17 protein-coding genes are annotated in these 17,453 nt (G+C 33.8%); 10 read left to right on the top strand and 7 right to left on the bottom strand.

Features of this window, described 5'->3' with window-relative positions; translation table 11 throughout:
* The first annotated feature begins 10 nt into the window (after positions 1-10).
* Genes ACSSV5_RS04150 through ACSSV5_RS04140 form a run of 3 tightly spaced genes read left to right on the top strand, consistent with a single transcriptional unit; the run spans position 11 to position 1,852 of the window.
* On the top strand, positions 11-820 hold the full coding sequence (locus ACSSV5_RS04150) for a DUF4249 domain-containing protein (protein ID WP_211064529.1): 810 nt from the start codon (positions 11-13) through the stop codon (positions 818-820).
* Positions 820-1,647, top strand: coding sequence for an N-acetylmuramic acid 6-phosphate etherase (murQ, locus tag ACSSV5_RS04145; RefSeq protein WP_454244892.1), 828 nt, complete (start codon positions 820-822; stop codon positions 1,645-1,647). Before ACSSV5_RS04150 ends, murQ begins: the two co-directional genes overlap by 1 nt.
* Complete coding sequence (locus tag ACSSV5_RS04140) at positions 1,625-1,852, top strand: DUF6095 family protein (protein ID WP_454244891.1); 228 nt, start codon at positions 1,625-1,627, stop codon at positions 1,850-1,852. Before murQ ends, ACSSV5_RS04140 begins: the two co-directional genes overlap by 23 nt.
* Positions 1,853-1,867: 15 nt before the next feature.
* On the opposite strand, the gene ACSSV5_RS04135 is transcribed toward ACSSV5_RS04140, so the two are convergent.
* From ACSSV5_RS04135 to ACSSV5_RS04110, 6 genes are all read right to left on the bottom strand, one after another.
* A complete protein-coding gene (locus tag ACSSV5_RS04135; RefSeq protein WP_454244890.1) occupies positions 1,868-2,428 on the bottom strand; it encodes a hypothetical protein in 561 nt (186 codons plus the stop codon).
* Positions 2,429-2,457: 29 nt separating this feature from the next.
* Positions 2,458-3,942: an IS66 family transposase gene (gene tnpC, locus ACSSV5_RS04130; protein ID WP_454244889.1), complete on the bottom strand. Its 1,485-nt coding sequence runs from the start codon at positions 3,940-3,942 to the stop codon at positions 2,458-2,460.
* Between the two features lie 41 nt (positions 3,943-3,983).
* On the bottom strand, positions 3,984-4,334 hold the full coding sequence (gene tnpB / locus ACSSV5_RS04125; protein ID WP_211064476.1) for an IS66 family insertion sequence element accessory protein TnpB: 351 nt from the start codon (positions 4,332-4,334) through the stop codon (positions 3,984-3,986).
* Positions 4,335-4,488: 154 nt separating this feature from the next.
* Positions 4,489-5,817: an MFS transporter gene (locus tag ACSSV5_RS04120; protein WP_454244888.1), complete on the bottom strand. Its 1,329-nt coding sequence runs from the start codon at positions 5,815-5,817 to the stop codon at positions 4,489-4,491.
* Between the two features lie 20 nt (positions 5,818-5,837).
* Positions 5,838-6,662 (bottom strand): M48 family metallopeptidase, encoded by an 825-nt coding sequence (locus ACSSV5_RS04115; protein ID WP_454244887.1) that lies wholly within the window; start codon positions 6,660-6,662, stop codon positions 5,838-5,840.
* A gap of 116 nt (positions 6,663-6,778) precedes the next feature.
* Positions 6,779-7,276, bottom strand: a complete 498-nt coding sequence (locus ACSSV5_RS04110) for a phosphoribosyltransferase family protein (protein WP_211064542.1) — start codon at positions 7,274-7,276, stop codon at positions 6,779-6,781.
* 178 nt (positions 7,277-7,454) lie between these two features.
* Here ACSSV5_RS04110 and asnB point away from each other — a divergent pair, with 178 nt between their 5' ends.
* The gene (gene asnB / locus ACSSV5_RS04105; protein WP_454244886.1) at positions 7,455-9,125 is read left to right on the top strand and encodes an asparagine synthase B; all 1,671 of its coding nucleotides are present in this window, start codon (positions 7,455-7,457) and stop codon (positions 9,123-9,125) included.
* A 10-nt stretch (positions 9,126-9,135) separates the two neighbouring features.
* On the opposite strand, the gene ACSSV5_RS04100 is transcribed toward asnB, so the two are convergent.
* Positions 9,136-9,996: a hypothetical protein gene (locus tag ACSSV5_RS04100; RefSeq protein WP_454244885.1), complete on the bottom strand. Its 861-nt coding sequence runs from the start codon at positions 9,994-9,996 to the stop codon at positions 9,136-9,138.
* A 91-nt stretch (positions 9,997-10,087) separates the two neighbouring features.
* On the opposite strand from ACSSV5_RS04100, the gene ACSSV5_RS04095 reads away from it, so the two are divergent.
* The 6 genes from ACSSV5_RS04095 to ACSSV5_RS04070 all read left to right on the top strand — a co-directional run bounded on the left by ACSSV5_RS04095 (position 10,088) and on the right by ACSSV5_RS04070 (position 17,047).
* Complete coding sequence (locus ACSSV5_RS04095) at positions 10,088-11,026, top strand: LysR substrate-binding domain-containing protein (RefSeq protein ID WP_454244884.1); 939 nt, start codon at positions 10,088-10,090, stop codon at positions 11,024-11,026.
* A gap of 125 nt (positions 11,027-11,151) precedes the next feature.
* Complete coding sequence (ychF, locus tag ACSSV5_RS04090) at positions 11,152-12,246, top strand: redox-regulated ATPase YchF (RefSeq protein WP_454244883.1); 1,095 nt, start codon at positions 11,152-11,154, stop codon at positions 12,244-12,246.
* A gap of 111 nt (positions 12,247-12,357) precedes the next feature.
* A complete protein-coding gene (locus ACSSV5_RS04085; RefSeq protein ID WP_454244882.1) occupies positions 12,358-14,565 on the top strand; it encodes a DUF349 domain-containing protein in 2,208 nt (735 codons plus the stop codon).
* Positions 14,566-14,570: 5 nt separating this feature from the next.
* Positions 14,571-15,233: a class I SAM-dependent methyltransferase gene (locus tag ACSSV5_RS04080; protein WP_211064547.1), complete on the top strand. Its 663-nt coding sequence runs from the start codon at positions 14,571-14,573 to the stop codon at positions 15,231-15,233.
* Entirely contained in the window at positions 15,230-15,985 is a 756-nt protein-coding gene (gene kdsB / locus ACSSV5_RS04075; protein ID WP_454244881.1) for a 3-deoxy-manno-octulosonate cytidylyltransferase, read from the top strand. Before ACSSV5_RS04080 ends, kdsB begins: the two co-directional genes overlap by 4 nt.
* Before the next feature lie 3 nt (positions 15,986-15,988).
* Positions 15,989-17,047: a hypothetical protein gene (locus tag ACSSV5_RS04070; RefSeq protein ID WP_454244880.1), complete on the top strand. Its 1,059-nt coding sequence runs from the start codon at positions 15,989-15,991 to the stop codon at positions 17,045-17,047.
* The last annotated feature ends 406 nt before the right edge of the window (positions 17,048-17,453 follow it).

Raw genomic sequence — 17,453 nt, 5'->3', positions numbered from 1 at the left:
TAATTGATTTATGAAAAAATACATGATTTTGTTTTTTAGTTTTTTCCTGATTTTATCTTGTGAAGATGTGATTGATGTTGACTTAAATGAAGCTGAAGAAAGATTGGTTATAGAAGCTTCAATGTTTAGACAAAAAGGATTTACAGGCAATAATCAACAAGTAAGAATTACCAAAACCCGTGGTTTTTTTGAAGATAGTTTGACCACAGTAGATGATGCTGTTGTTACTGTTACTAAAGACGATGGACAAATTTTTGAATTTGTTCACGACACTGCTGGATTTTATAGAACTTTTCAATTTGATGCGGACTTAATGGAAAAATATTACTTAAAAGTAGAAGTTGACGATGAAATTTATACCGCTGAAGAAACTTTTATGCCTGTTGTAAGAATAGACTCCGTCACTCAACGCAATGATGCTGGCTTTAGTGGTGATGAAATTGAACTCAAAGCCTACTATACTGACCCAGCTGGAGAAGATAATTTTTATTTATTCACCTTTTTTGTCAACTTTGTTCAATTTCCAATCACAGAAATATTTGATGATGAATTTTTTGATGGAAACACAATTTTTGCACTATATAGAGAAGAAGAGCTTTCAACGGGTGATCAAGTAACTATCAGAAACTTTGGGTTGTCTAAACAATTTCACGATTATATGTTTGTGCTTCTCAATCAAATTGGTTCATCTGGTGGTCCTTTTCAAACTCAGCCTGCAACCGTTCGTGGTAATATTATAAATGAAACCAACCCAGATCACTTTCCTTTTGGGTATTTTAGCTTATCAGAAACAGATCAATTTATATATACCGTTCAATAATGGCAGAAGATTTTAAAAAAATAACAGAGCAAAATTCCTATTATAATGATTTAGAACAAAAATCAGTTTCTGAATTGACTAAGATAATTAATAAAGAAGATCAAACTGTTGCAAAAGCCGTACAAAAATCATTATACCAAATTGAAACCTTAATAAAAGAAGTGGTCAAACAAGTTTCTTCAGGCGGTCGATTGTTTTACATTGGTGCAGGCACAAGCGGCCGACTCGGGATTTTAGATGCCAGCGAATGTCCACCAACTTTTGGCGTCAGTGATGATGTGGTGATTGGACTGATTGCTGGTGGTGATCAAGCCATTAGAAAAGCCGTAGAATTTGCTGAAGACAATACTGAATTAGGTTGGCAAGATTTACAAGCTTACAATATCCACAAAGGCGATATCGTGATTGGCATTGCTGCTTCAGGCACGACACCTTATGTGCTTGGTGCTATTGAACATTGTAAATCTCACAATATTCCAACAGGTTGTATCACTTGCAATCCAAAAAGCCCTTTAGCCAAAGCTGTAGATTTTCCAATAGAAGTGGTTGTTGGACCAGAAGTGGTTACTGGTAGCTCTCGTATGAAAGCTGGCACGGCACAAAAAATGATTTTGAATATGATTTCTACTGCATTAATGATAAAACTCGGTCGCGTTGAAGGTCACAAAATGGTAGATATGCAATTGAGTAATCACAAGCTCGTCAATCGAGGTGTGCAAATGATTCGTGAAGCTTTAAAAGTAAGCGAAGCTAAAGCAAAACAATTATTAAACCAACATAAAAGCGTAAGACAAGCCATAGCCAATGGACAGAAAACACACCAATAAAGAGTTACTTAAAAAAGGGATAAAATATTTAGCAGCTGCTTTACCTCTGTCGCTTTTAGGTCCGTCTGTTTTATATTCTGCGTTTAATAATCAAGACCATACTTATTTTTTACCAGTCGTTATCATAGGATTTTTACTCTTTTTTGGTGCCATGTTTTGTATTTTTAAAGGAATTATGACAATTGTTAAGGCGATTTTTGAGTGATTTTTTTTTAAAATCTTACTCAAGCACTACTTCAAATTCACCTTCAGAAATCACGATGCCATTATTGTTGAACGTTGCTACATCAAATGCAAATTTTCCACTGAGTTCACCAGTTTGAGGGTTATAATTTAATATTTCAATTGTTCCAGAGTTGGCTATAGAATTAAAAGTGCTTTCAGAAACATTGCCTACCGAATTGATAAAAGCACCTGAATACACAAACTCAGAATTTTCTGTAGAAGTCACATCAAAAACGCTTTCTAATGGTGTTGTCGGTAAAATTATAAATATTTGTTGCTCTAAATCTGAAAAAAAAGATAAACGCATAGCATTGTCATTGATGTTTTCCACTTCAAAAGCATTTCCTATAAAAAGTTCACCGTCTAACTTTGCTGTGGCATAAATGGTCTCCTCAGGCTCTTCATCATTTCCATCAACAGGATTTTCATCTCCTGAGCCAATATCAACCTCAGAATCTATTGAATTAAGCTCGCCTTCAAAAGGTTCATTTGAACAAGACAACAATGCGTTAAAAATAACACATAAAACAAATAAATATTTAAGGTTCAAACTCATATAAAGGTATCCCCACGAGCAACTACATGTTATTTATGATTTTGTATCCAATTATTAGGGAGTAATTCTTCAAGTTTTTGAATATTATAATCTGGTATTTTTTCAAGTACGTCTCTCAACCATTCTTGTGGGTTTACATTATTGATTTTACAACTTGCAAATAAAGAGTACATTATAGCAATGTTCTGAGCTCCCTTATGTGATCCAGCAAAAAGATAATTTTTTCTTCCTAGTGCAAGCGGACGTATGGCGTTTTCAATTAGATTATTGTCTAACTCTAATCTCGGATCTAATGTAATGGCTTTTATTTTTGGATATTGATTGAGGTAATAACTCATAGCTTTACCTACTGCACTTTTAGGTAATACCTTTATGCTTTGTGCTTCTATCCAAGTTTTTATTTGCTCAAGTTTTGGAGCTATTTTTTCTTCTCGTAACTTTTGCTTGAGTGCTAAGTCTTCTTTTGCTATTTTTTTTATTTCTCTTTCTTCGAGATATATTTTTTGAATTTGTTCAAGAATTTTATTTACTATAGTTGAGTCATTGTCTTTTGCATCAAAGAATTTTCTTCGAGCATGTGCCAAACATCCTACTAATGTAATACCTTGTTGTTGCCCAATTTTATCATATACTTGGTAGCCATCGCATTGCAAATAGCCTTGGTAATTGAGTAATATCTCTTTAGAACCGTGTTGCCCACGTCCTTTGTGATAATTGAATAATACAAGACCTTGCAAGGGGTTGCGATATACCCATTGGTAACCTTGGTGGGTGCTTCCTTTTTTGTCTTTGTCTAATACTTTAATCGGGGATTCATCTGCTTGTATGTAATCGGATTCTAATATTTTTTGTTTTAAGGTATTGTATAGCGGATCTAATAGTTGACAACAGCTATCAACCCAATCGCACATTGTGCTTTGAGCTACTTCCCAACCAAATTCTCTTTTGAAACGTTGAATTTGTCTGTATAAAGGTAAATGGTCAACAAATTTAGCCGTTAATATATAGGCTAACAGGGAAGCTTCAACTATTGATTTTGGGATAGGACGAGTAGGTAACTCACCTATGATTATTTTGTCCTTACTTTTATTGGCGTACTTTGGTCGTATCGTGCGTCTTTTTATTAAGCTTGCTGGGGTATATTCTAAGGTTTCTGAAACTTCTTCTCCAATTTTCACCAAATCTTCTGTATCTTCTTTTGGCTCAATGATAACTTCTTTTACTGGTAGATGTTCAGGTAGTTTATTACGCCCATGGTGTTTTTTCTTCTTACGATTGTAAGTTATAGTCTGCGATGGTTCTTCTTCTGACGCTTCTATCTCTTGGTTGGTATCTGAAAACAGATTGAATTGCTCATTAGATACTTCATTAGAAACAAAGCGTTCAGACTTGAAGCCGTTAATGAGTTTTACAAGCTGATCTAATTGAGCTTGTAGTGATGCATTTTTTGCTTTTAGATTTTTTATAAAAATGCTGTTTTCTTCGTTTTTTTTGAGTAATTCTTGATACGTCATCACGATATAAAAATACGTAAAATATCAGTAATGACAAAGCTTTATACAGCTTTTTGTTGTTCTTTTTGTGTTAAATTTCCTATGGTTATGCCATCAAAAAGTAAGACTAATTGAGCATAATCTAAAATGATACTTCGCACAGATTTTTCATAATCAGGAAGTGTAAAAGTTCCTTTTTCAAGTCGTTTGTAATACAATATAAAGCCACCAGTACGCCAGTGCAAAATCTTTATCTTATTGCGTAGCTTGTTGACAAACAAATAAGCTGTTCCACTAGTTGGGTTTGCTTTAAGTTCTGTTTTTACAATACCTGATAGGCTGTCAAAACTCTTTCGCATGTCGGTTGGTTCTAAGTATAACTCAAATTTGAGTGTGTCATGTAATGTTAACATAGTTGATGTTTTTTAAGACATCAAATCTATGCTCAAATTATTATGTGTCAAATATGTAGTTAGTCGGTGGGATACATATAAAGCATTTTAACTGTATAAATATAAGTTTTTTAGATTTTTAAGTATCCATTAAATTGTTAAAAATGAGAGATTTCTACCTTTTAGACAGTTTTAAAATTTGAAAGAGTTTATAAATTCCGAATACAAAACAAAGCAAAAGCACTAAAATAGCATAACGCACATTGCCTGTCAATTGAGCTACTAAAGCGTAAATACTCATCCCAATCACAATACCTATTTTTTCGGTAACATCGTAAAAACTAAAAAAAGATGTGGTATCGGTTTCCGTTTCTGGGATATATTTTGAAAAAGTAGATCGCGACAAACTTTGTATCGCACCCATTACTAAACCGACGAAAAAGGCAGCAACATAAAACTGAATTGGTGTTTTTATAAAAAAAGCATAGATACAAACCCCAACCCAAATGATGTTAATACCAATTAGCACGCGTTCATTGGCGTAATGTTTTGTGAGTCTTGCAGCAAAAAAAGCACCTGCAATTGCCACAAATTGAATCAGTAAAATACTTGTAATCAATCCAGTAGTAGCATCGCCTTTTGGCCATTGAATTTCTTTAACCCCAAAATATGTTGCAATCAGCATAATGGTTTGAACCGCTATACTATACATAAAGAAAGCGGTTAAAAAGTGTTTGAATTTTGATGCCAACTTAATTTTTCTATAGACTTGTCTTAATTCTTTATAACCGCCTAAAATAATCTGCTTTAAAGGTTTGGAATTTTCATTTTTGATCTGAGGTAAATAATAAAAACTGTATTGACTAAAACCAATCCACCAAATTCCTGTTAAAACAAATGATAATCGCGTTGGCAAACTCTCGCTTTCAAAACCTAACATCTCATAATTAAGTATCATTCCTAAGCATAGCAACAGCAAAATCACACTCCCAATATAGCCTAAAGAAAAACCTTTTGCACTGACTTGATCTTGTTGATCTTTATGTGCAATATCAGGCAAATATGAGTTGTAAAACACCAAACTACCCCAAAAACCAATCAATCCTAAAAAGTAAAATAAAAGTCCAACACCTAAATATTCTAATTCAAAAAAATATAAACCGATACACGACACTCCACCGAGGTAGCAAAAAAACTGCATAAAGCGTTTTTTGTTACCCAAATTATCTGCAATTCCACTCAAAATTGGACTAATAATCACAACTACCAAAAAAGCTAAAGCTGTGGTATAACTGATAAGTGCATCATTGTTAAAAGAAAATCCAAAAAATTCAACACGGTCGTTAATAACTTCACCTTTAACATTTTTGGTTAAGGTTAACGCACCATAATAAACAGGAAAAATAGCCGAAGAAATGACGAGGCTATAAACTGAATTAGCCCAATCATAAAACGCCCAAGCATGAAGCAATTTAGGATGACCTTTAGATAAAATTGACTTCATGTAACTGTTTGTTTTAGACCCTATTTAAATGAAGTAACGCCAAACTTTTTAGCGGTTTCCTTAGCTTCAGACGCCCAATTTTTAAGGTTACTAATTCTAGTCTCGTGTGAAGGGTGTGTACTTAAAAATTCAGGTGGTTGCTCTCCGTTTCCAGCATTAGCCATGCGTTCCCAAAGTTTATAGGCATCGGTTGGGTCGTAGCCTGCAATAGCCATTAATGTTAAACCAATTCTGTCAGCTTCAGTTTCGTGCTTACGGCTAAAGGGCAACATCCCAAGTACTTGAGAACCCGCACCATAAGCCGACATAAAACCTTGTTGCACTTCTGGGTCTTGATCGCTTAAAGCAACTGAACCTGCCACAGCACCAACTTGTTGCAATATACTAGCACTCATGCGCTGTTGACCGTGATTGGCTAAGGCGTGAGCTACTTCGTGACCCATAATGGTTGCTATGCCACGTTCATTTTCAGCAATAGGTAAAATCCCTGTATAAAATGCAACTTTTCCACCAGGCATAGCCCAAGCATTGACAGTTTCATCATCATCTATAAGATTAAATTCCCACTCATAATCTTTAGTATAACCTTGATAGCCGTTTGCATCAAGCCATCGTTCTGCTGCAACTTTTATTTTATTTCCAACCCGTTTAAGTGTTTCTGCTTCTGTTGTGCCTTTAATAACTTTGTTTTCAGTTATCACCTTATTATATTCCTGAAAAGACATAGGAATCAACTTTTCGTTGGATACAAAGGCCATCGTTTTTTTACCCGTAAAAGGATTTGTGTTGCAATTGACCAACATCAAAACTATGAAAGTAAGAAATGAAATATGTTTGATTTTCATAATATTTTTATTTATTCAAAAATAATAAAATTATACCATCAATGGGTTGAAATAGAATGCTAAAGTTTTTCACTTTTACAAGTTGTATTGCCAACCTGACTTAAAATCTACATGCATTATACCAATTCAGCTGTTGAAGTTTTTCCAAAATTGACAATTACGGTTTCATTTAAAGATGTAGAAAGTGAAATGCCTTTATAATCAGCTTTAATCGGAAATTTTTTATGACTCCTATCAACTAAAACTGCGGTTTTCAGTTCTTTTAAATTTACATCTAAAAGGTGTTTAACGGTATAAATTAAGGTCGTTCCTGTGTTTAAAACGTCATCGACCAAAACCAAACTTTTATCTTGATAATCCGATTTGTTTAAGCTGATTTCGGGTTGAATTTGTGGGTGTTTTTTATCGATTTTTATTTCACAAAGCAAAGGTTTAATATCGCTTATGGTTTTGATTTGATCGACCAACTTTTGTGCAAAAATATAACCATTCTCAGCTATTCCAGCAATAACAAGATCTTCTTTGCCATCATAAAATTCTAAAACCTGAAACGCAATGCGTTTAATTTTATGTTGAATTTGTTTATCGTTCAAAATCAATGTTCCTTTATTCATAAATCTATAATATCGCAGTCAAATTATTTTTTAGTTATCAAAATATCAATAATACCATTTAATTTCAAAACATTCATAAAAATGAATTATAAATTAAAAAAGTTAATACTTATCAATTGTAAAAATAATTATTTAATCGATATTTAGCCCTTGATTTTAACCTATAAATAAATAAGTTTTGTGTGGAATAGTATGTGCATTCAATTTAAAAACTAAAGCTGAACAACTCAGACCTCAAGTTTTAGAAATGTCAAAAAAACTCCGTCATCGCGGACCAGACTGGAGTGGTATTTATGCTAATGAAAAAGCCATTTTAGCTCATGAACGTTTAGCAATTGTGGATCCAACTTCGGGTAAACAACCTATTTTTAGTTCAAATCAAAATATGGTTTTAGCGGCTAACGGCGAAATTTATAACCATGAAGAGTTAAAACTAACTGTAGAAGATTACCATTTTACAACCAAATCTGATTGTGAAGTTATCTTGGCACTATATCAAAAACAGGGTCATACTTTTTTAAATCAACTTAACGGTATGTTTGGTTTTGCACTTTATGATTGCGAAAAAGATGATTATCTCATTGCTAAAGACCATATGGGAATCATACCGCTTTATGTAGGTTGGGATGAAAACGGCGTTTTATATGTTGCTTCTGAATTAAAAGCCCTTGAAGGTGTTTGTCAAAAAATTGAAGTTTTTCCTCCTGGACATTTTATGACTAAAGAATCTGAAGGATTTCAAAAATGGTATCACCCCAAGTGGAGAAATTATGATGATGTCAAAAACAACAAAACTTCAATTGAAAAAATTAGAGAAGCACTTGATCAAGCTGTACACAGACATTTAATGAGCGATGTGCCTTATGGCGTTTTGCTCTCTGGTGGTTTAGATTCTTCAATCACTTCTGCATTGGCTAAAAAATATGCAGAAAAACGTGTAGAAGAACACGATAAAACTGGAGCTTGGTGGCCAAAACTGCATTCTTTTGCTACAGGCCTTGAAGGTTCGCCAGATTTAAAAGCGGCAAAACTTGTTGCTGAACATCTCGATACAGTGCATCATGAAATAGTTTTTACTATTCAAGAAGGACTTGATGCGATTAAAGATGTGATTTACCACCTTGAAACTTATGATGTAACCACTGTTAGAGCTTCAACACCTATGTTTTTGATGGCTAGAGCTATCAAAGCTATGGGGATTAAAATGGTTTTGTCTGGTGAAGGTTCTGACGAATTATTTGGTGGCTATTTATATTTCCATAAAGCACCAAATGCAAAAGCTTTTCATGAAGAAACCGTTAGAAAATTAGATAAATTATATTTATACGATTGCTTAAGAGCTAATAAATCTCTTGCAGCTTGGGGCATTGAAGGTCGTGTGCCGTTTTTAGACAAGGAATTTATTGATGTGGCTATGAGCATCAATCCAGAAGATAAAATGATAAAAGATGGTAGAATTGAAAAATGGGTTTTGCGTAAAGCTTTTGAAGATTTATTGCCCCAAGAAGTTGCATGGCGACAAAAAGAACAATTTTCTGACGGCGTGGGCTATTCTTGGATAGATACTTTGAAAGAAAAAGTAAATCAAAAAGTTAGTGATGACCAATTGAAAAATGCACATTTTAAATTCCCCTATCAGCCTCCAAAAAGCAAAGAAGAGTTTTATTACAGAAGTATTTTTGCTGAACATTTTCCCAGTCAAACTGCTGCCAAAACCGTTCCTTCTGTGCCATCTGTGGCTTGTAGCTCTGAAGTTGCTTTGGAATGGGATGTCTCATTTAAAACCATGAACGATCCATCAGGACGAGCGGTTTCTAACGTGCATGCTGAAAGCTATAATAAAGGCTAACTTTTTATAATTATTCTAAAGTTACATTATAATCTGTCAACACTTGAAGGGTGTTAAAACTGATGTCATCTAAAGGTAAATTTGGAATTGGCAAAGTGATGTCTTCAAACACAATAGCTGTATCAGTTTCACTCTCTATTAAACCTACACCATCAGCAAAAAAGTTGGTCACTACCACAGCGTCTTGGCTTTGAACAATAGTAACACTTACAGGCAAAGGATCTGTAATATTAGCAGTAATTTCCAAATTGACTATCAATTGAGAGCTTATCACATTATCATAAGTTACACCATTAGTTTCATAAGTATCAAAATTATCACCCTTAATAGTTGTCAAGGTATAATCAATGGTCAAAGGAATACCTTGAAATTCTTGCTCTATTGTTTCATCTTGTGAAAAGAGTTCTGTACCTGAACTTACAGAAGTGTCAAAAATTACAGTGTTTTCTAAAGTGAAATTGATTTCAGGAAAATTATTTAAACCTAATCCAAATTCACCTGTATATAATAATGAACTATTACTTTTATTAAGTTTACCTTGTGATAACGCCAAGGTTACAGGTCCCGAACCCACAGGATTATCAGAGTTTAATTCATAAACTGTATCTCCGCTTACTTCTGATGTTGTTGACACAGATAAGGTTTCATTGCTAACTATATCTTGTTGACTAGGCGAAGACAAGGTGTTTTCATAATCCCAAGAATTACCAACCACTAATGGAAAAAAATTTTCTGCAACTTCTTCTATATTAGGGTCGTTAGTATTGTCGTCGCCTTCGTTGACATCATTCATAGCATCATCGTCTGAAGAACATGATATTAAAAAGATAATACCTAAAATTAATGAAAGCTTAGATTTGATTGATTTCATAGTATGTTTTTTCCAAAGATATAAATTTTAATAGAAGACATAAATAGATATTTACAATAGTTTACTTATCTTTGCATAAATAAAAACTATAATGACAATTACTCAATTACAATATGTTTTAGCCGTTGCTGAGCATAAAAATTTCACCAAAGCTGCACAGCACGTTTTTGTAACTCAACCTACATTGAGTATGCAAATTCACAAATTAGAAGATGAACTAGGTGTTGAAATTTTTAACAGAAATAAAAAGCCAATTGCTTTAACCCAAGTTGGTCAAAAAATAGTTGCACAAGCCCGTAACATTGTCAATGAAAGCTATAGAATTCAAGATATTGTAGAACAGCAAAAAGGCTATATCGGTGGGGAATTCAAACTGGCAATTATTCCTACAATTATGCCAACTTTATTACCTATGTTTCTTAAAAACTTTATCAATCGCTATTCAAAAGTCAATCTGAAAATTTTAGAACTCAATACAACTGACATTATAGCAAAACTCAAATCTGGACAAATCGATGCTGCCATTGCTGCAACGCCACTTGAAGTCGAAAACATTGTTGAAAAACCTTTGTATTACGAACCATTTGTAGGCTATATTCCAGAGTCTCACAAGCTACATTCTAAGGCTAATTTATCTCCTGATGATTTAGATTCTAACGATATTTTACTCCTTGAAGATGGCCATTGTTTTAAGGATAACATTCTAAATATTTGTAAAAACAGAAATACAAATCATCACTTGCCATATCAAATAGAAAGTGGAAGTTTTGAAACACTCATCAAACTTTCTCACGAAGGTTTAGGTATGACTTTATTGCCATATCTTCAAACTTTAGACCTTTCAAATCAACTCAAAAAAAACCTTAAAAATTTCAAAGACCCTAAACCTGCTCGAGAAGTGAGTTTGATTTATCACAAAAGCGAACTCAAATTGCAAATTATAAAGGCTTTACAAGAAACGATAAAAGGTGTGATTAAAGGAGCAATTGCTTTTCAAGATGTAGAAATTATTAGTCCAAAGCCCAAATAAGAATTTGAGTATATAGGGTTATAGGTTGATGAGGCTATGCGATTAATCGGTTTAAAGTCTTTTAGAATTTTAATAATCATCAAATCATAAACATTGCTTACTTTTGCAAACTAAATTTTTAAAAGATGAAAGCAGGAATTGTTGGTTTACCTAACGTGGGCAAATCTACCTTATTTAACTCATTATCTAACGCCAAAGCACAAAGTGCTAATTTTCCCTTTTGCACCATAGAACCCAATATTGGTGTAGTTAACGTGCCTGATCCAAGATTAGAACGGCTCGCAGAAATTGTCAACCCTCAACGAGTTCTTCCAGCAACGGTTGAAATTGTTGATATTGCTGGTTTGGTCAAAGGTGCAAGCAAAGGCGAAGGTTTAGGCAATCAATTTCTGGGAAACATCAGAGAAACCGATGCTATTATTCATGTGTTGAGATGTTTTGAAGATGATAATGTTGTTCACGTTGACGGTAATGTCGATCCAGTTAGAGATAAAGAAACCATTGATATTGAATTACAACTAAAAGATTTAGAAACTGCTGAAAAAAAATTAGAAAAAGTTAAACGTGCCGCCAAAACAGGTCAAAAAGAAGCACAAAAAGAAGCTGAAATTCTTCAAAAAATCGTTTCTTGGTTAGAGCAAGGTCAATCCGTAAGAAGCTTAGACTTGGATGATGAAGATTGGGAAACTTTCGTAAAACCCCTTCAATTTATTACTGATAAACCTGTGATGTATGTTTGCAATGTCAACGAAAATGATGCTGTTAGTGGCAATGATATGGTAGAAAAAATAAAAGCCATAAGTCAAAATGAAAAGGCTTTAGTTTTAACCTTAGCTGTTGGTATTGAAGCTGATATTGCCGAATTAGAATCTTATGAGGAACGCCAAATGTTTCTTGAAGACATCGGCCTTGAAGAACCTGGCGTCTCAAAATTAATCCGTTTCGCTTATGACTTGCTTAACCAACAAACCTATTTTACCGCTGGCGAAAAAGAAGTAAGAGCGTGGACAGTACGCAAAGGTGCAACAGCTCCAGAAGCTGCAGGCGTTATCCATACTGATTTTCAAAAAGGCTTTATCAGGGCTGAAGTCATAAGCTTTGCAGACTACGATAAATATGCCAGTGAAGCCAAAATCAAAGAAGCGGGCAAGCTCAGAATAGAAGGCAAAGACTATATCGTTAAAGATGGCGATGTGATGAATTTTAGATTCAACGTCTAAGGAATTTAGAAACTTAATAAAATTATAAAAAACTCTGCTTAAATTCTAAATTTGTTGGGTTATATTGCATCTTTTACTATATTTAATTTTTGAACCTAAACATTGAAAGATATGTCTGAAGATAAAGCAAAAAACACCAACCCTGAACGTCATCAAACCGAGAGTGAAAATCCTGAAAATAGTGATAATCAAAACACTATAAACAATAATAATCATCAGGAAAAAAAATTGTTGAAAGATGATAATACAAAATCATCTGAAAAAGATGAGCAAAACCCTTCAGACCAAAATTTAAAACCAGAACAAACAGATATACCTGACAACTCTTCAACATCTGATGTTTCTGACAAAAAAGAATCTGTTGATAACATAGAAACCTCTCATAAAAACGCTGATACTACAATAGATTCAAACACAGATAAAAATAAACCTGACGCTGAACAAGAAGTTTCGGAAGAAAAAAATAAATCTGAAAATACTGAACCACAAGACCAATCAAATGATGATACTATAAATACTTCTGACGACGACGAACATCACAAAGAAATCGATGAAGCCAATGCCGAAGATTCTGAAGATGAACACAACGCCTCAAGACACGAGATAGAGCTCAAAGACTACGATGCTATGTCCATGGATGAGTTGGTGATTGAACTTGAAAAACTCTTAAAAAAAGAAAAAGTTCAAGCCATTCGCGAACACGTCACACAAATAAAAATAGCTTTTGATAAAAAGTTTAATGAAATCATAGACGAAAAGAAAGAACAGTTTATTGAAGACGGTGGCAATGTTATAGATTTTCATTATTCATCTCCAGTCAAAACTAAGTTTAATCGCATCTATTTTGAATATCGTGAAAAACGAGATGCTTACTACAAAAAACTCAAGAAAAATCTCAACGAAAACCTCAAAAATCGCTTGGCTTTAATTGAAGAACTTAAAAATATGATTGGAAGTGGTGGCGATATGAAAGCTACATTTAACCAATTTAAAGACCTTCAAGAACGCTGGAAAAACGCTGGACCAGTACCAAGAAATGAATATTCTAAATTGTGGAAAACTTATCATCACCACGTTGAACGATTTTATGACTTCTTACACCTCGATAGAGAATTTAGAGATTTAGATTTTCAATACAATCTTGACCAAAAATTGAAAATTATTGATCGAGCTGAAGAATTGGTCGAAGAAAAAGACATCAACAGAGCATTTAGAGAATTGCAACTGTTGCACAAAATGTGGAAAGAAGAACTCGGTCCTGTAGCCAAAGAATACCGAGACGAAATTTGGGATAGATTTTCTGAAGCCACCAAAAAAATACACGATAACCGAAAAGCTCATTTTGAGCAACTCGATAAAGAACGAGAAAAAAATCTTGATGTTAAACTCGATATCATCAAACAGATCGAAACTTTAGCCGATACCGAAATCAAGTCTCACAAACATGCCCAAAAACAAATTAAACTTGTTCAAGAGTTAAGAGATTTGTTTTTTAAAGCAGGTCGTGTACCTCAAAAAGATAACGAAAAAGTTTGGAAAGCCTTTAAAGAACAAACCAGACGCTTTAACCGCTCAAAAAATGCGTTTTACAAAAATTTAAAACATCAGCAAAACGAAAATCTTGAAAAGAAGTTAGAACTTATCAAAATCGCTGAAGACAACAAAGACAGCGACGACTTTGAAACCACAACACCACTGATGAAAAAAATACAAGCCGATTGGAAAAAAATTGGTTTTGTGCCTCGCAAACATTCAGATAAAATTTGGAAACAATTTAAAGCCGCTTGCAACCACTATTTTGATAGATTTCACGCCCATAAAAATGAAGAAAATCAAGAAGAATTTGAAGCATTTAGGGCTAAAAAAGATTTGTTAGATGAAGTTAAAAACCTAAAACTTAAAGGCAAAAAAGACGAAGATTTAAAAACCATCAAATCTTATATAGAACAATGGAAGTCTTTAGGTCTAGTGCCTCAGCAAAAAAAATACATCGAAGGCAAATTCAACAAAGCTTTAGATCAGTTGTTCAATAAAATGAAAATTAACAAAACAGAAGCCGAATTATTAAAATATGAAAATCGACTTCAAGGTTTAGAAGAAGCTGATGACAACCAAAAAATCTATAAAGAAGAACAATTTTTAAGAACCAAAATCAGCGATACAAAAAGCAAAATCAATCAATTTGAAAATAACTTGCAATTTTTCTCAGAATCTGACAAAGAAAGTCCGTTAGTCAAAGAAGTTTATGACAATATCGATAAACTTAAAGATGAACTCGAAATGTGGGAAATCAAATTGAGAAAAATTAAATCCTTGTAAGTTAAATGTCGCCAACTCAAGCGTCAACACCTTGTCCATTATGTCAGCATCAAGCCGATTGGTTTTGTAGTTGCTTTAATATTCCACAAGATTTTTACCGCTGTTCAAACTGTTTGTCAATTTTTAAACCATCAAAATATTTTGTGGATGCAGACTTTGAAGAAGAACGCTACCGTACGCATAATAACGACGTTCACGATAAGCGTTACCAAAGCTTTGTCAGTCCAATCACAAATGCAGTTAAAAGAGATTTCTCATCAGACACCAAGGGTTTAGATTATGGCTGTGGCACTGGTCCAGTTGCAACCTATGTTTTAGAGCATGAAGACTATAACATCACACTTTACGATCCGTATTTTTATCCCGATTCTTCCTATGAAAATGAAGAATATGATTTTATCATTTGTTGTGAAGTGATGGAACATTTTTATGAGCCAAATCAAGAATTTGAAAAACTCAAAAATCTTTTAAAACCCAATGCTAAATTATACTGCAAAACCAAAATGATAACGAATGATTTTTCAGTAGAAAATTTTAAAAACTGGCATTACAAAAACGATCCAACGCACGTATTCTTTTACAGTCCAAAAACTTTGCAAGTCATTTGTCAAAAATTTGGGTTTAAATCTGTATCTTTTGATGAAAAATTAATTACGTTCAACACATGAAAAACTCAAATTTACATGTCATTGCAATGATACCAGCCAGATTGCAAGCCACGAGATTTCCTAGAAAGCTTTTGCAAGATCTCGGTGGCAAAAGTGTCATTGTCAGAACCTATCTTAACACAAAAGCCACAGGATTGTTTGATGAAGTCATTGTAGTAACCGATAGCCAAGAGATTGTTGATGATATCAAAAGCCACGGCGGTCAAGTTATGATGAGCCAAAAAGAACACCGTTGCGGTAGCGACCGTATTGCTGAAGCCGTTGAAACAATAAATACTGATATTGTTGTCAATGTACAAGGCGATGAACCTTTTACCGATAAAGACAGTTTAGAAAACTTGCTCAATGTTTTCCATCAAAACGATGCCGAGCAAATTGATTTAGCTTCACTGATGACACCACTAAATGACCTTGATGACATCCAAAACCCCAACTATGTGAAAGTGATTGTGAATCAACAAAACTTCGCTTTGTATTTCTCAAGATCGCCGATTCCCTATCATAGAAATCAAACAATTTCTGTTCAATATTACAGACACAAAGGCATTTACGCTTTTAGAAAACAAGCCATTCTGGATTTTTCAAAATTACCGATGTTAGGTTTAGAAGCCGCTGAACAAATAGAATGTATCCGTTTTTTAGAACACGGCAAAACCATTAAAATGGTTCAAACCCAAGAAAACAGTTTTGGCATAGACACTCCACAAGATTTAGACCGTGCCAAAGCTTTTTTTAACCAACAAAACCCATAAGTTATGGAAGAGCAAAAGCTCATGTCACAAAAAAAGCCGTCTTTTCCTATTAATGAAAATTTGGCTAAGTATCTAAAAATTTATAACCGTGAAACCAAAATCCCAGTGTTTTATGACGATTTGATGCGCTTTTCTGGCTCCGTAGCGGTTTATGACAAAAACGATGAAGACACACTTTGGGTAAGTTGCTATTATCCAGATTTTGAACGAGAAGAAATAGACGAAAGCCTTAAAAAGGTTTACACCATTTTGCACTCCGATGGTAAAAGTGGCAACCTTGACTTCTTAAATGTTGATGCTATTGACTTTTGCACTTTTGGTAATTCAAAACCCTTTCGCATTAAGATAAGAAATATTTTAAACGACAATTTCACCTATTTTTATGTCAAAAAAGCCGATGCGTCTCGAATTTATGGTTTAGATTTCGAACATATTTTATCGCCACATCGCATCAATTTTTTGGTTTATAAAGACACCTTGATAGAAGAGCACATTTCAGGTATTCCAGGCGATGTGTTTATCAAAGAATTTTTAGACGATTGTGACCATCTCGAAAAAAACCAAATCGCTAAGCAGTTTGTTAAATTTAATGAGCGATGCTTACTGAGATTACTTGGCGATATGCGGTCTTACAATTACGTAGTTATTCCTACACACGATTTTGACCACGTGGACTACAAAATCAGAGCCATAGATTTTGACCAACAGTGCTACGAGGGCAAGCTCAATGTGTATCGTCCACAATTTTTTAAAGAAAACTACACCATGGTCAAGTTGGTGGAACGACACTTAGAAGAATCTTCCATTTTGCAATACAAGAAAGAAGAACGCTCACAAGTTGCCAAACGATTAATCACCTCTGAAAAACGATTTAGAATGCTGATTAGAAGCATGATAAAAGACCATGTATCGACTAAAGAAAACGTATTGCAACTCAGAAAAGAACTAGTAGAATATACCAAAGACATCAAGTTTAAACGTGCCAGAACAATGGGACATATTTTAAAAACCGCTTTAGAATTTGTTAAGCGGAATTATTTAGAATATGAAGATGTGAATTAAACTTTATAAAATTTTGACTTAGGTACTTGCTTAATAGTAGTACAGTTTCCTCTGCGATCTTGGCGTCTTTACAGTTATTTATTTTCACCACAGAACAGCCTGAATGGACAGGCAGGGACACAATGAACGCAAAGATTTATAACCTTACTATAAAATAAATGCAAACAATTAATAATCAGCACATTAAAAATATTAGCTAAACGCCTAAATCAAAACAAGAAAAAATTCCAACAATTACAAGAGAGTTGTGTGCATTCCCTCATAGACTCGTAGAAACTTTAGTCCCTCGACTAACGTAAAATTTAAGAGTGAAAATTTGAATTAAACAAAAAAAATTGATGTTTAAATTTAAAAAACCAAAGCTTTCTAAAATAAATGATTATATTTGCATCGTGAACGATTAAAT

Source organism: Psychroflexus sp. MBR-150 (assembly GCF_053628795.1).
The sequence above is the reverse complement of the archived record's forward strand: the minus strand, read 5'-3'. Positions and strand labels throughout refer to the sequence as shown.

Bases quoted from the DNA above. Each gene is read 5' to 3' on its own strand.
- ACSSV5_RS04150 (WP_211064529.1), top strand. From the start codon at position 11: ATGAAAAAATACATGATTTTGTTTTTTAGTTTTTTCCTGATTTTATCT.
- murQ (WP_454244892.1), top strand. From the start codon at position 820: ATGGCAGAAGATTTTAAAAAAATAACAGAGCAAAATTCCTATTATAAT.
- ACSSV5_RS04140 (WP_454244891.1), top strand. From the start codon at position 1,625: ATGGACAGAAAACACACCAATAAAGAGTTACTTAAAAAAGGGATAAAA.
- ACSSV5_RS04135 (WP_454244890.1), bottom strand. From the start codon at position 2,428: ATGAGTTTGAACCTTAAATATTTATTTGTTTTATGTGTTATTTTTAAC.
- tnpC (WP_454244889.1), bottom strand. From the start codon at position 3,942: ATGACGTATCAAGAATTACTCAAAAAAAACGAAGAAAACAGCATTTTT.
- tnpB (WP_211064476.1), bottom strand. From the start codon at position 4,334: ATGTTAACATTACATGACACACTCAAATTTGAGTTATACTTAGAACCA.
- ACSSV5_RS04120 (WP_454244888.1), bottom strand. From the start codon at position 5,817: ATGAAGTCAATTTTATCTAAAGGTCATCCTAAATTGCTTCATGCTTGG.
- ACSSV5_RS04115 (WP_454244887.1), bottom strand. From the start codon at position 6,662: ATGAAAATCAAACATATTTCATTTCTTACTTTCATAGTTTTGATGTTG.
- ACSSV5_RS04110 (WP_211064542.1), bottom strand. From the start codon at position 7,276: ATGAATAAAGGAACATTGATTTTGAACGATAAACAAATTCAACATAAA.
- ACSSV5_RS04100 (WP_454244885.1), bottom strand. From the start codon at position 9,996: ATGAAATCAATCAAATCTAAGCTTTCATTAATTTTAGGTATTATCTTT.
- ACSSV5_RS04095 (WP_454244884.1), top strand. From the start codon at position 10,088: ATGACAATTACTCAATTACAATATGTTTTAGCCGTTGCTGAGCATAAA.
- ychF (WP_454244883.1), top strand. From the start codon at position 11,152: ATGAAAGCAGGAATTGTTGGTTTACCTAACGTGGGCAAATCTACCTTA.
- ACSSV5_RS04085 (WP_454244882.1), top strand. From the start codon at position 12,358: ATGTCTGAAGATAAAGCAAAAAACACCAACCCTGAACGTCATCAAACC.
- ACSSV5_RS04080 (WP_211064547.1), top strand. From the start codon at position 14,571: ATGTCGCCAACTCAAGCGTCAACACCTTGTCCATTATGTCAGCATCAA.
- kdsB (WP_454244881.1), top strand. From the start codon at position 15,230: ATGAAAAACTCAAATTTACATGTCATTGCAATGATACCAGCCAGATTG.
- ACSSV5_RS04070 (WP_454244880.1), top strand. From the start codon at position 15,989: ATGGAAGAGCAAAAGCTCATGTCACAAAAAAAGCCGTCTTTTCCTATT.